This window comes from Lentzea alba (assembly GCF_011067745.1).
GTDB lineage: Bacteria > Actinomycetota > Actinomycetes > Mycobacteriales > Pseudonocardiaceae > Lentzea > Lentzea alba.
The window spans coordinates 239,220-254,747 of the sequence record NZ_JAAMPJ010000006.1 but is presented as its reverse complement, the minus strand read 5'-3'; the positions used below and the strand labels follow the sequence as shown (position 1 = coordinate 254,747).

Annotated in this window: 12 protein-coding genes; 5 read left to right on the top strand and 7 right to left on the bottom strand. The window is 68.6% G+C overall.

The features are described 5' to 3' along the window. Positions 1–26: 26 nt before the first annotated feature. From G7043_RS23285 to G7043_RS23265, 5 genes are read right to left on the bottom strand one after another with little or no spacing between them, the layout of a single operon-like run. A complete protein-coding gene (locus G7043_RS23285) occupies positions 27–902 on the bottom strand; it encodes a ribokinase (protein ID WP_166048726.1) in 876 nt (291 codons plus the stop codon). Beyond that, on the bottom strand, positions 899–1,816 hold the full coding sequence (locus G7043_RS48475) for a substrate-binding domain-containing protein (protein WP_166048724.1): 918 nt from the start codon (positions 1,814–1,816) through the stop codon (positions 899–901). The genes G7043_RS23285 and G7043_RS48475 overlap by 4 nt, the downstream gene beginning before the upstream one ends. A gap of 29 nt (positions 1,817–1,845) precedes the next feature. Beyond that, the gene (locus G7043_RS48470) at positions 1,846–2,751 is read right to left on the bottom strand and encodes an ABC transporter permease (RefSeq protein WP_166048722.1); all 906 of its coding nucleotides are present in this window, start codon (positions 2,749–2,751) and stop codon (positions 1,846–1,848) included. Then, complete coding sequence (locus G7043_RS23270) at positions 2,748–4,157, bottom strand: sugar ABC transporter ATP-binding protein (RefSeq protein WP_166048721.1); 1,410 nt, start codon at positions 4,155–4,157, stop codon at positions 2,748–2,750. Before G7043_RS23270 ends, G7043_RS48470 begins: the two co-directional genes overlap by 4 nt. Further along, a complete protein-coding gene (locus tag G7043_RS23265; protein WP_207311643.1) occupies positions 4,154–5,119 on the bottom strand; it encodes a LacI family DNA-binding transcriptional regulator in 966 nt (321 codons plus the stop codon). The genes G7043_RS23270 and G7043_RS23265 overlap by 4 nt, the downstream gene beginning before the upstream one ends. A 102-nt stretch (positions 5,120–5,221) precedes the next feature. Between G7043_RS23265 and G7043_RS23260 the strand changes: the two genes are divergently transcribed. Both G7043_RS23260 and G7043_RS23255 read left to right on the top strand, forming a co-directional pair. Next, positions 5,222–7,246: a DUF2339 domain-containing protein gene (locus tag G7043_RS23260; RefSeq protein WP_166048717.1), complete on the top strand. Its 2,025-nt coding sequence runs from the start codon at positions 5,222–5,224 to the stop codon at positions 7,244–7,246. Between the two features lie 79 nt (positions 7,247–7,325). Next, entirely contained in the window at positions 7,326–8,408 is a 1,083-nt protein-coding gene (locus G7043_RS23255; protein ID WP_166048715.1) for a YncE family protein, read from the top strand. Here G7043_RS23255 and G7043_RS23250 read toward each other — a convergent pair. Beyond that, the gene (locus G7043_RS23250; protein ID WP_166048713.1) at positions 8,339–10,462 is read right to left on the bottom strand and encodes an MMPL family transporter; all 2,124 of its coding nucleotides are present in this window, start codon (positions 10,460–10,462) and stop codon (positions 8,339–8,341) included. The two genes, G7043_RS23255 and G7043_RS23250, sit on opposite strands and share 70 nt — an antisense overlap. A 112-nt stretch (positions 10,463–10,574) precedes the next feature. On the opposite strand from G7043_RS23250, the gene G7043_RS23245 reads away from it, so the two are divergent. Then, entirely contained in the window at positions 10,575–11,285 is a 711-nt protein-coding gene (locus G7043_RS23245) for a TetR/AcrR family transcriptional regulator (protein WP_166048711.1), read from the top strand. A gap of 38 nt (positions 11,286–11,323) precedes the next feature. Beyond that, on the top strand, positions 11,324–12,061 hold the full coding sequence (locus G7043_RS23240) for a hypothetical protein (protein ID WP_207311573.1): 738 nt from the start codon (positions 11,324–11,326) through the stop codon (positions 12,059–12,061). A 21-nt stretch (positions 12,062–12,082) separates the two neighbouring features. On the opposite strand, the gene leuS is transcribed toward G7043_RS23240, so the two are convergent. After that, a complete protein-coding gene (leuS, locus tag G7043_RS23235) occupies positions 12,083–14,860 on the bottom strand; it encodes a leucine--tRNA ligase (protein WP_166048709.1) in 2,778 nt (925 codons plus the stop codon). Between the two features lie 251 nt (positions 14,861–15,111). On the opposite strand from leuS, the gene G7043_RS23230 reads away from it, so the two are divergent. After that, complete coding sequence (locus G7043_RS23230; protein WP_313888036.1) at positions 15,112–15,516, top strand: SdpI family protein; 405 nt, start codon at positions 15,112–15,114, stop codon at positions 15,514–15,516. The last annotated feature ends 12 nt before the right edge of the window (positions 15,517–15,528 follow it).

The following is a 15,528-nucleotide window of genomic DNA, read 5'->3' as shown; positions in this document are numbered from 1 at the left end:
CCTGAGGTTTGTGAAAGCTCCCCTCATCAACCTAGCGATGCGATCTGGGCAGCGGTCGGGTAGGACGGCTGGGCACCGGCCTTCGTGACGGACAGCGCGGCGACCTTCACGGCGTACTTCGCGGCCTGCAGGATGTTGTCGCCCTCGGCCAGCCGCGCGGAGAGCGCGCCGGCGAACGCGTCACCGGCGCCTGTCGTGTCGACGACCTCGTCGACCTCGATCGACGGCACCTCGACCACGCCGGCCTGCGCCACCACCGCCGCGCCGCGCGAGCCGAGCGTGACGATCGCCGACGTCGGGCCGAGCCTCAGCAGGTCACGCCAGTCGGAGCCGACGAGTTGCGCGGCCTCGTGCTCGTTCACGATCAGGACGTTCAGCTGCCGCAACGTCTCCGCGGGCAGCTCGGCGACCGGCGACAGGTTCAACACCGGCCGGACACCTGCACGGGAAGCGGCGTCGATCGCGTGGATCACCGTCTCCAGTGGCACTTCCAGCGAGCACGTGAGGACACTCGCGCCCTCGAACGACAGAGCGTCCACATCGGACTTCGAGACGTCCGCGTTGGCTCCTGGGGAGACGACGATGGAGTTCTCGCCGTCCGGAGTCACGGTGATGTAAGCGATCCCGGTGGGTCGTTCGGAAGTCTTCACCAGTGCCGTGTCGACGCCGGACGACTCCAGCGACTCACGCAGCAGCGCGCCGTACCCGTCACCACCAACGGCACCAACGAGTGCGACGGAAGCACCGACGCGAGCGGCGGCAACGGCGGTGTTCGCGCCCTTGCCGCCGGGCAGCACGACGGTGTCGCCGCCGAGGACGGTTTCACCACCGGCGGGCCGCCTGCCGACCTCGACCACGAGATCGGCGTTGGCGGACCCGAGGACGAGCAGAGTCTGGGTCACTTGACGAACTCTGCCACGTTCTGCTTCGTGATGACCTTGACCTCGACGTCCACGACCTGCTGAACCGCCTCGCCCTTGGCCGCCTTGACCGCCTGCTCGACGGCCTTGGAACCGAGCAGCTTCGGCTGCTGCGCGATGGTGGCGACGAGCGTGCCGTCCTGGATCGCCTTCAGACCGTCCGGCGTGCCGTCGAAGCCGACGACCATGACGTCCTTGCCGGCGCGGGCGCCGAGGGCCTTGATCGCGCCGAGCGCCATCTCGTCGTTCTCGGCGAAGATGCCCTTGAGGTTCGGGTGGCCCTGCAACAGGTTAGTGGTCTCGTTGAGGCCCTTGGCGCGGTCGAAGTCCGCGACGGCGGTGGCGACGACCTTGATGTTGCCGCTGTTCAGGCCCTGTTCGAAGCCCTGACCGCGGTCACGCGACGCCGACGCGCCCGAGATGCCCTTGAGGTGCGCGACCTCGCCCGAGGTGGCGCGCCCGAGCTCGATGGCGGCGAGGCTGCCGCCCGAGACGTTGTTCGACGCGACCTCGGCGGCGACCTTGCCCTCGACCGAGCGGTCGACCGAGATCAGCGGGATGTTCGCCATCTCGGCGGCCTTGGCGGCGGGCGCGGACTGCTTGGAGTCGACCGGGTTCAGGATGATCGCCTTGACGCCCTGGGTCACCAGCGTCTGCACCTGGTTGACCTGGTTCGTCGCGTCGTTCTGCGCGTCCATCACGGTCAGCTTGGCGCCGAGCTGGTTCGCCATCTCCTGCGCACCCTGCTGCAGTTCCACGAAGAACGGGTTGTTCAAAGTGGACACGGCAAGGCCGATGGTGATCTCGGAACCTCCGGACGCCCCTGTTCCGCTGCACCCGGTTGCCAGCAGTGCCGCGGCACCGAGGGTCAGCGCGATCCGTCGGGTCACCTTCATTGGTGTCTTCCTTACCTGTTGCGGGATTCTCAGCGACGGCGAAGTGAGTCGAGCAACGCGGCGAGAGCGATCACCGCGCCGATGACGACCTGCTGCCAGAACGGCGGCACTTGCAGCAGGTTGAGGCCGTTGCGCAGGACGGCGAGCACAAGTGCGCCGACCAACGTCCCGGTGGCGCGGCCAACGCCACCGGACAACGACGCACCGCCGATGACGACCGCGGCGATGGCGTCGAGCTCGTAGCCGACCGCTGCCTGCGGACCGGCGGACCCGAGCCGTCCCGCGAGCACGAGGCCCGCGGCGGCGGCGAACAGGCCGGACAGCGCGTAGATCCAGAGCTTCTGCTTGCGCACGTCGATGCCGCTGAGCTTCGCGGCCTCCTCGTTGCCGCCGATCGCGTACATGCGACGGCCGAGGTTGGTGCGGGTGAGGATCAGGCCGGTGATGCCGAAGAACGCCAGCATCAGCAGCAGCGGCAACGGAACCATCGGTGCGAGGTTCGAGCCGAGGAACGTGACCACGGCGTCGGTCTCGTGCGGCTGGCCCTCCGAGAACACCAGCGTGAGACCGCGGGCGACGCTCAGCATGGCCAGCGTCGCGATGAACGGCGGCAGCTTGCCGTAGCTGACCAGCGCACCGTTGACCAGGCCGCACACCGCACCCACGACCAGGCCGAGCGGCCCGGCGGTGAGCGCGCCGACCATCGCGGCCAGCGCGGCGATGCTGCCGACCGACAGGTCGATGCCGCCCGCGACCACCACGAACGTCATGCCGAACGCCATGATCGCGATGACCGCGGCCTGCACGCCGACGTTGAGGAGGTTCTGCGCGTTGAGGAACGCCGGCTGCATGATCGCGATGACCAGGGCGAGCAGGAGAAGCCCTGCCAGCGCGCCGTTCTCACTCGCGTACTTGCGGATGCTGATCGTGGTCATGCCGAAATCTCCTGCACGGCGAGTGCCATCACCTGGTCTTGGGTCGCGCCCTTGGGCAGCTCACCGGCCACCCGGCCGTGCGCCATCACGACGACGCGGTCGCTCATCCCGATCACCTCGGGCAGGTCGCTGGACACGAGCAGCACGGCCCGGCCCTGCGCGGTCATGCGGTTGATCAGCTCGTAGATCTCGACCTTGGCGCCGACGTCGACGCCGCGCGTGGGCTCGTCGAGGATCAGCACCTTCGGGTCGGCCAGCAGCCACTTGCCGATGACGACCTTCTGCTGGTTGCCGCCGGAGAGTTCCTTGACCGGCTGCTCGACGCGGCCCTTGATCCGGAGCTTGCCCGCGATGTCGTGCAGGCGTTTCTGGTCGCGGTTATCGAGCGTGACGAGTTCGAGGTTCTGGCCGACGGTCGCCGTGAGGACCAGGCCCTGGCCCTTGCGGTCCTCCGGGACCAGGCCGAGACCTGCCTTGATGGCGGCCTGGACGTCGTGGCGGGGCAACGGTTTTCCGTCGACCGCGACCGTGCCGTGGTCGTAGCCGTCCACGCCGAACGCGGCCCGCGCGACCTCGGTGCGTCCCGCGCCGACCAGACCGGCGATGCCGACGACCTCGCCCGCGTGGACCTCGATGTTGATGTTCTCGAACACGCCGCGCTTGGTCAGGTTCTCGATGCTCAGCAACGGCTGACCCGGTCGTTGCCGGGCGCGCGGGTATTGCTCGTCGATCGGGCGGCCGACCATCAGCTCGATCATGTGCTGGGTGGTGGCGCGGGGTCCGAGGACACCGACCGACCGGCCGTCGCGCAACACCGTGATGCGGTCGGCGATGCGCTGGATCTCGTCGAGGTGGTGCGTGATGAAGACCAGGCCCACGCCGTTCTCGCGCAGCTGGGCCATGATCTCCAGCAGGCGGTCGGTCTCGGTCTCGGTGAGCACCGCGGTCGGCTCGTCGAGGATCAGCACGCCGGCGTTCTTGTCGAGCGCGCGAGCGATCTCGATCATCTGCTGCTGGGCGATGCCGAGGTCCTTGACCTTGGCGTTCGGGTCGACGGTCAGCCCGACCCCGTCGAGCAGCTTCGGCGCCCTGCGACGCATCTCGGCGCGGTCGACGAACCCGTACCTGCGCGGGAGCCGGTTGAGGAACAGGTTCTCCGCGACGGTCAGCTCGGGGACGAGCGCCAGTTCCTGGTGGATGACCGCGAGACTGGCGTTGCCCTCGATCGTGCCTGCGTCGTGGCTGTGGATGCCCGCGAGCACCTTGACCAGCGTGGACTTGCCCGCGCCGTTCTCGCCGAGCAGGACGTGGACCTCGCCCGCGTTGATGTCGAGATCGACGCCGTCCAACGCCCTGGTGGTGCCGAACTGCTTGGTGATGCCACGGGCGGTGATCAGCGCGTTCACAGCTCGGCCTCCCCGAGCGAACCGCGCAGCACGAGCTTCGCGGTGAGCCGGACGTCGTCGGGCTGCTGGCCGTTGATCAGGGCGAGCAGGCTGCGGGCGGCGGCCCGGCCCATCTCAACGGTCGGCTGGGCGATGACCGTGATCGGTGGGTCCAGCAGCGGGAACCACGGTTGGTCGTCGAACACCGCGAGCGCGATGTCGTGCGGGATCCGCAGGCCGCGGGTCTTGATCTCGCCGAGCGCGCCGAGCCCCATCAGGTTGTCCATCGCGACCAGCGCGGTGGCACCGCCGTCGATCAGCTTGGCGGCGGCCTGGCTGCCGCTCTCCTGCCGGAAGTCGCCGTGCACGACCTGCGCGAGGCCGCCGAGCGCCCCGACGAGCACGTCGGATCGTTCTCTTCCAGTGGAGGTGTTCGGCGGTCCCGCGATCACACCGATGCGGGAGTGGCCGGCGCCGACGAGCCGCCGGGCGAGCGCGGTCAATGCCTCGCTGCCGTCGGCGCGGACGACGGGGCATGTGGCGCCCCTGACCGTCCGGTCGAGCAGGACGAGCGGAACGCCACCTGCGCTCACTTCGCGAACCAACTCAGGGTCGTCGGTCGCGGGGCACAGCAGGAGGCCGTCCACCCGGCGGTCGAGCAGGGTGCGCACGTACGTCGCCTCCTGCTCGGCGCTCTCGTCGGCGTTCCCGATCACGACGCAGTACCCGTGTGACCGGGCTTCGTCCTCGACCGCTCGCGCGATCTCGGCGAAGAACGGGTTCAGCAGATCGCTGATGACCAGACCGAGGGTCTGGGTGCTGGTGGTCCTGAGGGATCGCGCCAGGGCGTTGGGCCGGTAGCCGAGCTCCTCGATCGCGGCGAGCACCCGCTCGCGGGTCTCGGGGGTCGGCGCGGCATGGCCGTTGAGCACGCGCGACACGGTGGCCGTGGAGACGCCGGCGTGCTGCGCGACGTCCTTCATGGTCGTCACGAGGGCGTAGTTAATCGATTACACACCTATCTAGTCAAGCGGATGAGTAGGTGTACGGATGTCACCCGGCGTGGTCTGCCTCACCCTGATCACATGGACGGACAGGATCGCCTCGGGTACGAGCAGCGACTCTCGCTGGAGCTCGCGGCCATCGGGCAGCGGCTGGTGATGATCAGCTCGGAGATGCGTGAGCACTCGGGCTCGGTGGCGACCGCGGCGACCGCCGTGGCCGAGGTCGTGGCGCCGCCACCCGGCCCAGACGCCCCGGTCTCCGCACCTCTGCCGCCGCAGCACGCGGGGCCCCCGCGTCCTGTCACACAGTACGAAAGCTCCCCGCGTGCGTTCGAGCAGCAGCCGAACCCGTGGTCACAGGGGAACGCGGGGGCCCCACGTTCCCCTGAAGGAAACGAAGGGCCCCCGCGTTCCGTCGGGGAAGGGCAGCCGCCGAATCCGTGGTCGCAACAGGCCGCCGCCTCGGCCCAGATGCCTCCTGGCCAGCAGTTTCCGCCGCCTCCCCAGGCGCAGTGGCCGCACCCGCAGCAGCAGTGGCCCGCGCCTCAGCCGCGCGAGACGCTGTTCGAGAAGTTGGGGAAGGACGGTGCGGGGGCGAAGCTGCTGGCCTGGGTCGGTGGCGCGATCACCGTGCTCGGCTTCGTGCTGCTGCTGATCCTCGCCGTCCAGCGCGGCTGGCTCGGCCCGATGCCGCGCGTCATCGGCGGCGCGGTGTTCAGCGGCGCGCTCGTCGGCATCGGCATGTGGCTGCACCGCACCCCGGCGGGCCGCACCGGGGCGCTCGCGCTGGCCTTCACCGGTTTCGCGGGCCTCTACCTGGACGTGCTCGCCGCCACGAGCCTCTACCACTACCTGTCGCCCGGCGTGGGTCTCGTCGTCGGCCTCGCGGTCGCGGCGGCTGGTGTCGTGCTCGCGCTGCGGTGGGACTCGCAAGCGCTCGCGGTCACCGTCGTCGCAGCGTGCGCCCTGTGCTCGCCGATCTTGACCGAGGGCTTCACGGTCCTGCTGGTCGCGTTCCTGCTGGTGCTGAAGATGGCCAGCACGCCGGTGCAGATCCAGCGCAACTGGCCTGGTCTCGCGATCGCCGGTGGCTTCGGGCCGATCCTCGCCTCGCTGCTCACCACCGCGAACGCCATCCCGAACGACTTCGAGTGGACCGTGGTCGGCGTCGCCGGTGCCACGACCGTCGTCGGCATCGCGGTCGCGCTGCTGACCATCCGCAGGCGTCCGGACGACGTCGTCGCGATCGCGCTGGTCGCGGGCTCGGCGTTGCCGGCGATGTTCGCGACCACGCTGCTGGACGACCCGGCCGACTCGATGCTCGCTGGTGCGGTCGCCGCGGTGCTGCTGGCGATCTGGATGGTCCCGGACCTGCCCCGCGCGTTCACGACGGCGGCCGGCGCGACGGGCATGCTCGCGTTGTTCCAGACGACCGTGATCGCGCTCGACGGCAACGTCCGCACCGCGATCGTGCTGGCCGAGGCGGTGCTGCTCGCGTTCCTCGCGGCCCGGCTCGACAAGAAGAGCGCGCTGGTCGGGTCGATCGTGTTCGGCGTGGTCGGGTTCCTGATGACGGTCGGTCAGGCCGTGCCACTCACGTGGCTCGTGGACGAACCGCGCTTCTTCAACGACGTCCAGCCAGGCGACTACGCGGCGGGTCTGGTGACGGCGATCGTGCTGGGCGTCTTCGCCGCGGTCCTGCCGTGGGCGGCACTGAAGATGCGGGTGTTGCGCGAGCCGGCCAAGCACCCGGTGCCGTGGATCCTTTCTGGACTCGTGCTGCTCTACGGCGCGGCGGGTGCGGTGCTGTGCGCGGCGCTGCTGGTGTCGCCGGACGAGAGCGGATTCCTCTTCGGACACTCCGTGGTCACCGTGTCGTGGACGATCGCCGCGTTGTTCCTGCTGGTCAAGGGGATCAACAACAAGGCGCTGCGGATCTCTGGCCTGATCCTGGTCGGCGCCGCGGTGGTGAAGCTGGTGCTGTTCGACCTGGCCGCGCTCGACGGTGTCGCCCGCGTGCTGGCGTTCCTCGGCGCCGGTCTGGTGTTGCTCACCGCCGGCACCCGTTACGCGAAACTGGTGGCCACCGCGCGAACCCCGGAGTAGCACTCGACAGGGCAAAGATTTCGCTCGACCGGGTGACGGAAGTGGATCGAAAGCACCCGGAAGTGTTCCCATCGGGCGTATGGCAAAGCCACGCCTCGTGGCCGCGGTTCTAGCGCTCTCAGCGGCCTTCGCGGCGACGGGTGTTCACCAAGGGCACGAGTACACGACCACTTCTTCCGCATCGCAGGCTCCGCGCGCGTACGTGGTGGGCAGGACCGGTCTCGTGCAGGTCGTCGACACCAAGAGCGGCACGGTGCTCGCGCAGGCCGACACAGGGGGTCGCGCGACGGGTGTCGCCGTGTCTCCGGACGGGCGACGCCTGTACGTGGTCAACGGGTGGACCGGCGCGATCACCGTGGTCGACCCGGACACCGGGGCGATCCTCGACCGGATCTTCACCCAGGTCCCGCTCACGCACGCGGCCATGCGCCCGGACGGGCAACGCCTCTACGTCTCGGCCAGCGGCGGTGTGGCGGTGGTGGACCCGGAGAACTTCCGGCTGGTCGCGGCGGTCAAGGTGCCCGGCCAGCCGCAGGGCCTCGCCGTCCACCCGAACAACCAGATCCTCTACGTGGCCAACGCGCAGGACGGCACGGTCGGCATCGTCGACACCGCGACGGCGTTCCAGACCTCGTCGATCCAGGTCGGCGGTCTGCCGCAGTTCCTGGCGATCTCACCGGACGGCAAGCGCCTCTACGTGAGCAGCATGCGCCTCGGCGAGAAGACGCCCGGCACGTTGTCGGTGATCGACACGACCACGAACCAGGTCGTCGGTTCGCTGGAGGTCGGCAGGGGAGCGGGCAGCATCGCCGTCACCCCGGACGGCGCCAGCGTCTACCTGACGCTGCCGAAGGAGAGCTCGGTCGTGATCATCGACGCGGCCACCACGACGGTGCGCGAACGTTTGCCCTTCGACACGCAGGGCGTCGCCATCGCGCCGGGCGACCCGAGGGTCTTCTTCGCGACCGGCGCGACGACCACGGTGCTGGACAGCTCGAACGCGGTGCTCGCCACCTACCGGATGAAGTCGGGCGAGCTGCGGGAGGCGAGGCCGCGCCAGTTCGACGCGGCCATGATCGCCTTCCCGCCCGGTCAGCCGACCGCGACCGGTTTGCGGATCTCGTCGTCCCAGTCGTCGAGGTCGTCGACCGGCTCGTCGTGAAGCGCGAGGCGCTCCTGGATCCGCTTGAGCGGGCCGGGTGACCACCACGCGGCGTTGCCGAGCAGCTTGAGCACGGCCGGCACGAGCAGCATCCGGACCACGGTCGCGTCGAGTGCCAGCGCGAGGATCATGCCGACGCCGACGAACCTCATCATCGCCACCTGCGAGAACGCGAACGCGCCGGTCACCACGATCAGCAGGAGCGCGGCCGAGGTGATCACCCGGCCGGTTTTGGCGAGACCGGTGGTCACGGCTTCCTCGGTGGACGCGCCCTGGCCGCGGGCCTCGACCATCCTGCTGAGCAGGAAGACCTCGTAGTCCGTCGACAGACCGAACACGATGGCCGCCATCAGCACGACGATGCCGGACTCGAGCGGCCCCGGCGTGACGCCGAGCCAGTCGGCGCCGTGGCCCTCCTGGAAGATCCACACCAGCACGCCGAACGTCGCCGACAACGACAACGCGCTCATGAGCACCGCCTTGATCGGCAGCACGACCGAGCCGAACGCCAGGAACATCAGGATCAGCGTGGCGCCGACCAGCAGCGCGATCATCAACGGCAACCCGGCCGCGATGGCGTCGAGCGAGTCGCTGACCGTGGCGGTGTTGCCGCCGACCAGCACTTCCGCGTTCGGCGGGGGCGTGATCGCCCGGACGTCCTTGAGCGCCTGCTTCGACTCGTCGCTCAGCGCGTCGTGCTCCAGCCCGGCGGCAGCGGCCGTGACGCCCTTGTCCGCGCCCATCGGCTGGACCTCGCCGACACCGGGGACGTCCTTCACCTTGCCCAGGTACTCCTGGACCGCGGCTTGGTCACCGCCCTTGACGACGATCTTGAAGCCGGTGTTGGAGAGCGCCGAGAAGTTCTGGTTGATGTTCTCGGTGGCCACCCGCACGGTGTTGCCCTCGGGCAGCACCTTCTCGGTGACCTGGCCGAACTGGACGTTCAGGAACGGCGCGCCGAGCGCCGCGAGCACCGCGATCAACGGGATGGCGAACAGCAGCGGCCGCTTCATGACCTTGCCGCTCAGGCTGCGCCAGCCGCGTTCGCTCGGCTCCTTCTTGCGCCACGGCATGGCGAGCTTGTTGACCCGGTGGCCGAGCACGCCGAGCAACGCGGGCAGCAGCGTCAGCGAGACCACCGCCGCGATCGCGACCGACGACATGCCGCCGTACGCGAGGGACTTCAGGAAGCCGTGCGGGAAGAGCAGCAACCCGGCCAGCGCGATGACCAGCAGCGTCGCGGAGAACATGACAGTCCGGCCGGCACTCGCCACCGTCCGGCCGACAGCTTGTTCGGTGGTCCGGCCCTGCGCGAGCTCCTCGCGGAACCGGCCGACCATGAACAGCCCGTAGTCGATCGCCATGCCCAGGCCGAGCAGCGAGGCGACGTTGACCGCGAACGAGTTGACCTCGGTGAAGATCGCGATGCCGTGCAGCACGCCGAGCGCGCCCATGATCGCGAGACCGCCGACCACGACCGGCAGACTGGCCGCGACCAGGCCGCCAAAGATGATCACGAGCAGCAGCAGGACCAGCGGCAGCGAGAACATCTCCGCGCGCGTCAGGTCTTCCTGCGACATGTCGTTGATGGCCTTCTGGGTGGGCACGAGCCCACCGACCTGCTGGGTGAAGCCGTCGATGTTCAGCTGCTTCTGGATGTCCTCGAACTGCTTGATCTGCTCGTTCGAGTCACCACTCGTGAGCGTGATGGCGACCAGCGCCTGCTGCTGGTCGTCGGACGGCACCGGCCCGACGGTCCTGAGCACGTCGTCCTTGGGGAAACCGCTGATGTGGTCGGCGACCTTCTTGAGCTCGAGCGGGTTCGCGAAATCGCCGCGGTAAATGACGATCACGTCACCGTTCTGCCGCCCGAACGCCTCCTCGGCTACCTTGTCGGCCCGCGCCGCCTCGCTGGAAGGAGCCTCGTAGCCACCCTGGCTGAGCTTGTCGAACACGCCCAAGCCCCACACACCGCCGAGCACGGTGAGCAGTACGGTCGTGATCAACACCACCCACCGGCGGCGATATGCGATCGAGCCCCACTTCGCGAACATCGACGACGGCCTCCTGGGTTACCGTGCTGTTAATCCCGTGAACTCTTGTAAACACCGTTCACTGAAACCGTACGGGCCCGTGGACGGCGTCTACAACCGGATGGAGTGACATATGACCGAGGCCACTCGCCGAGAACGACTCCGCGTTGAAACCGAGCGGGAGATCCGGCAGGCGGCCCGCGCCCTTTTGGTGGAAAGCGGCCGCGACGCGGTTACCCTGCGTGCCATCGCGCGCAAACTCGGCATCACCGCGCCCGCCCTCTACCGCTACTACGACTCCCACGACGCGCTGCTGCGACAGCTCTGCGACGACATCTGCGCGGACATGGAGGGCGTGCTGTACGCGGCCCTGGCGGCGGACACGTCAGGCCAGGTCGGCTGCCAGGTCAGGGCGGTGTGCCGCAGCTTCCGCCGCTGGGCGCTGGCCCACCCGCAGGAGTTCGCGCTGGTCTTCGCCTCGCCGCGGGACCCGCTGGGCGCCGACCAGTTCGGTGCGGTGTTCCTGCAGCTCGCCGGACGGCTGATCGCCTCGAACCTGGTCGCGAAGCACGCGGACGACGAGGTGCCAGAGGTGCTGCACGAGGACCTGGTCAGGTTCCAACAGGTCCTGATGGCCGCGGTGTCGGTGCACGGCGTCACGATCGAGGAAGACGTCCTCAACCTCGGGAAGATCTACCACGTGGTGCAGTCGTGGGTTCGGCTGTACGGGCACGTGGCGCTGGAGGTGTTCGGGAGGTTCCCGTTCGCGGTGAGCAACCCGGAGCCGATGTTCGACAGCATGCTCGATCAGATGCTGATGGACATCGGTTTTCAGGACGAGTGAGGGTGTAGCGCCGGTCGGGTGTGCGGCGACATAGGACCATGGTCGACGCCAAGAACTCGGCAGCATCTCCTGATCTACCCGCCACCCTCGACGAACCGGAGTCGTCGGGTGGACCGGGCCAGGCCATCCTCGACCTGGTGGACAAGGCCATCGGTCTGCAGACGTCGATGGTGCGCAAGAACATCGCCCGCGCCCGCCAGCGCAACCCGGAGGCGACACCGGCAGAGGTCATCGGCACTCTGGAGAAGATGTACGTCAGCGCCCTGGCGAGCACCGGGGCCGCAGTCGGAGGTGCCGCGGCCGCGCCTGGTGTCGGCACCGGGATCTCGCTGGCGTTGTCGGCGGGTGAGGCGTTGTCCTCGCTCGAACTGAGCACCCTTTACGTGCTCTCGGTCGCCGAGGTCCACGGGGTTCCGCTCGAGGAGATCGAACGCCGCCGGACTCTCGTTCTCGGAATCCTGCTCGGCGAGTCCGGCTCCAAGAGCATCGGCAAGGTCGCCGAGCGCACCGGCCAGCACTGGGCCCGCCAGCTCGTCAGTGCAGTGCCCACCGCAACGCTGAAACAGATCAACAAAGTCCTGGGCAAGAACTTCATCACCAAGTACGGCACCAAGCAGGGGATCATCGTGCTCGGCCGGGCAGTCCCGTTCGGCATCGGTGCCGTGATCGGGGGCGCTGCCAACGCCACCGTCGCCACCCTGGCAGTCCGGGCCGCCCGGCGAGCGTTCGGCCCGGCGCCCGAGTCGTGGCCGGAGGCAGAGCCGGCGCAGCCTTAGCCGCGCCGGCTCGTCTCGTTGCTACAGAACGACGTTCACCAAACGGCCGGGGACCACGATCACCTTGCGCGGCTCGCCGCCGTCGACCAGCTCGGCGATCTTCTCCTCGGCCAGCGCGGCCGCCTTGATCTCGTCCTGCGACGCGGACGCCGACACGACGACCCGCGAGCGGACCTTGCCGTTGACCTGGATCGGGTACTCGACCGTGTCCTCGACCAGGTACTGCTCGTCCGCCTTCGGGAACGGGCCGTGCGCCAGCGTGCCGTCGTTGCCCAGCTTCGCCCACAGCTCCTCGGCCACGTGCGGGGCCTGCGGAGCCAGCATCAGCACCAGGGGCTCGGCCAGCGCGCGGGGCGTGCCGGCGGCGTAGTGCTTGGTGACGTAGTTGTTCAGCTCGATCAGCTTCGCGCCCGCCGTGTTGTAGCGCAGGTTCGCGTAGTCGTCGTGCACGCCGGCGATGGTCTTGTGCAGCAACCGCAGCGCCTCGACGGACGGCTCCTCGTCGGTGACGCGCAGCGAGCCGTCGGTCTCGTCGACCAGGTTGCGCCACAGACGCTGCAGGAACCGTTGGGCACCTACGACGTCCTTGGTCGCCCACGGCCGTGACACGTCCATCGGGCCCATGGACATCTCGTAGAACCGGAAGGTGTCGGCGCCGTACTTCTCGCACATCTCGTCCGGCGTGACGACGTTGTTCAGGCTCTTGCCCATCTTGCCGTACTCGCGGTTGACCTCCTGGCCGTTGTGGAAGAACTTGCCGTTCTCCTCGACGACCTCGGCCGCGGGCACGTAGATGCCGCGCTCGTCGGTGTACGCGTACGCCTGGATGTAGCCCTGGTTGAACAGGCGGCGGTACGGCTCGTCGCCGGTCAGGTGGCCCAGGTCGAACAGGACCTTCTGCCAGAAGCGCGAGTACAGCAGGTGCAGAACCGCGTGCTCCACACCGCCGATGTACAGGTCGACCCCGCCGGGGTCCGTCGGGCCGTGCTCGGCCGTGCGCGGGCCCAGCCAGTACTTCTCGTTCTCCGGGTTGACGAACCGCTCGCTCTCGACCGGGTCGACGTAGCGCAGCTGGTACCAGCACGAACCCGCCCAGTTCGGCATGGTGTTCGTGTCGCGGCGGTAGGTCTTGACCCCGTCGCCCAGGTCCAGCTCGATCGTCGTCCACTCGGCCGCACGCGACAGCGGCGGCGACGGCTCGGTGTCCGCGTCCTCCGGGTCGAAGGTGCGCGGCGAGTAGTCGTCGACCTCGGGCAGCTCGATCGGCAGCATCGACTCCGGCAGCGCGATCGCGGTGCCTGCCTCGTCGTAGACGATCGGGAACGGCTCGCCCCAGTAGCGCTGGCGGCTGAACAGCCAGTCGCGCAGCTTGAACTGGACGGTGCCGTGGCCGTGGCCGTTCTCCTCCAGCCACCCGATGATCGTCTTTTTGGCGTCGTCGATCGCCATGCCGTCCAGGAACCCGCTGTTGACGGCGGGTCCGTCACCGGTGAAGGCCTCGCCCTCGAAGCCTTCCGAGGGCTGGACCGTGCGGATGATCGGCAGGTCGAACTTCTTCGCGAAGTCCCAGTCGCGCTGGTCCTGGCCGGGCACGGCCATGATCGCGCCGGTGCCGTAGCCCATCAGCACGTAGTCGGCGATGTAGACCGGGATTTCCTTACCGTTCACCGGGTTCGTGGCGTACGCCCCGATGAAGACGCCGGTCTTCTCCTTGTTCTCCTGACGATCCAGTTCGGACTTCAGGGACGCGGCGCGCCGGTACGCGGCGATGTCTGCCACGCGATCGGGCGTCGCAATCTGGTCCACCAGCTCGTGTTCCGGTGCCAGGACCATGTAGGTCGCGCCGAACAACGTGTCCGGACGGGTCGTGAAGACCTCAATGTTCTCGTCTCCCACCGCAAATCGGACTCGGGCACCGTGCGAGCGCCCGATCCAGTTGCGCTGCATGGCCTTGACCTTGTCCGGCCAGTCCAGCCGGTCCAAGTCGTCGATCAGCCGGTCCGAGTACGCGGTGATGCGCATCATCCACTGGCGCAGGTTTTTCCTGAACACGGGGAAGTTGCCACGTTCACTGCGACCGTCCGCGGTGACCTCTTCGTTCGCCAGCACAGTACCCAGTCCGGGACACCAGTTGACGGGCGCCTCCGACAAGTAGGCCAGCCGGAAATCGCCCAAGATCCTTTGCTGGTCGGCAAAAGACAGCTCAGACCACTTGCGACCGTCCGCGATGTCCCGCTCGCCAGACTCGAACTGAGAGATCAACTCGGCGATCGGACGAGCCTTGCGGGCGTCCGGGTCGTACCAGGAGTTGAAGATCTGCAAGAAGATCCACTGGGTCCACTTGTAGTACTCGGGGTCGATCGTCGAGATGCGGCGACGCTCGTCGTGGCCCAGGCCCAGCCTGCGGATCTGGCGCAGGTAGGTGTTGATGTTCTCCTCGGTGGTCTTGCGCGGGTGCTGACCGGTCTTCACCGCGTACTGCTCGGCGGGCAGGCCGAACGCGTCGAAGCCCATGGTGTGCAGCACGTTGCGGCCGTTCATGCGGTGGTACCGCGCGAACACGTCCGTGCCGATGAAGCCCAGCGGGTGGCCGACGTGCAGGCCGGCACCGCTCGGGTACGGGAACATGTCCTGCACGAACAGCTTGTCCGCGGGCACGTCACCTGCGAGCGCGCCAACGGGGTTGGGCGCGTGGTAGGTGCCGTGGTTTTCCCAGTACCGCTGCCACCGGTCCTCGATCTGGTTCGCCAGCTCGGCGGTGTAGCGGTAGGCGGGGATCTCCGCCGCGTCCGTGCTCATTCTCAACGTCCCTCTCAACATCGATCCTGCCCCTGACATGACGAAACCCCCCAGCCCAGATGGGCATGGAGGGCGGCCGCGCCGACCGTCTTCCGATCAGGTCGTCGCGGCTAGATAAGGAGCAGGCGGGCCGTGCTCATGTCCTCAACGGTATCAGCGCACCGCAAGCGGCATGCACGGGGCGGTGGCGTGCGGCACATCAGACCGGGGTGACTGTCAGGTGAACCACGGATCCGTCTTACCCTCATGGGGTGAACATCGTGCTGTCGGTCGTCCTGGGTGTGCTCGGCGTCGCTCTCGACGCGGTCGGTCTGCTGGGTCTGCAGGGCAAGCTGCGGCGCAACCGCTTCGTCGGTGTGCGCACGGCGGCGGCACTGCGCGACGAGGAGACGTTCGCCCTGGCCAACCGCGTTGCGGGGGTGCCGAACGTCGCGGCCGGTGCGGTCGCGATCGTGTCGGGCACGATGGCGTTCGTGATGGCCGACCTGGCCGTCACCGCTGGGATCATCGGACTGGTGGGCGCGCTCACGATCGCCTTCGCCGGCGGGATCGCGGGCAGCCGGGCGGCGGCGCTGGTGCCGGAGCCGGTCAAGCCCAAGGGCTGCGGTGGCTGCGCCTGCGGTGGTGGCGGTTGCTCCCCGCTCGCCGGGCTGTGACCCGAAGTTTCA

What these genes read in the sequence shown, in the direction of transcription:
- G7043_RS48475 (WP_166048724.1), bottom strand. Translation starts at nt 1,816, where the DNA reads ATGAAGGTGACCCGACGGATCGCGCTGACCCTCGGTGCCGCGGCACTG.
- G7043_RS48470 (WP_166048722.1), bottom strand. Translation starts at nt 2,751, where the DNA reads ATGACCACGATCAGCATCCGCAAGTACGCGAGTGAGAACGGCGCGCTG.
- G7043_RS23265 (WP_207311643.1), bottom strand. Translation starts at nt 5,119, where the DNA reads ATGAAGGACGTCGCGCAGCACGCCGGCGTCTCCACGGCCACCGTGTCG.
- G7043_RS23260 (WP_166048717.1), top strand. Translation starts at nt 5,222, where the DNA reads ATGGACGGACAGGATCGCCTCGGGTACGAGCAGCGACTCTCGCTGGAG.
- G7043_RS23255 (WP_166048715.1), top strand. Translation starts at nt 7,326, where the DNA reads ATGGCAAAGCCACGCCTCGTGGCCGCGGTTCTAGCGCTCTCAGCGGCC.
- G7043_RS23250 (WP_166048713.1), bottom strand. Translation starts at nt 10,462, where the DNA reads ATGTTCGCGAAGTGGGGCTCGATCGCATATCGCCGCCGGTGGGTGGTG.
- G7043_RS23245 (WP_166048711.1), top strand. Translation starts at nt 10,575, where the DNA reads ATGACCGAGGCCACTCGCCGAGAACGACTCCGCGTTGAAACCGAGCGG.
- G7043_RS23240 (WP_207311573.1), top strand. Translation starts at nt 11,324, where the DNA reads ATGGTCGACGCCAAGAACTCGGCAGCATCTCCTGATCTACCCGCCACC.
- leuS (WP_166048709.1), bottom strand. Translation starts at nt 14,860, where the DNA reads ATGAGCACGGACGCGGCGGAGATCCCCGCCTACCGCTACACCGCCGAG.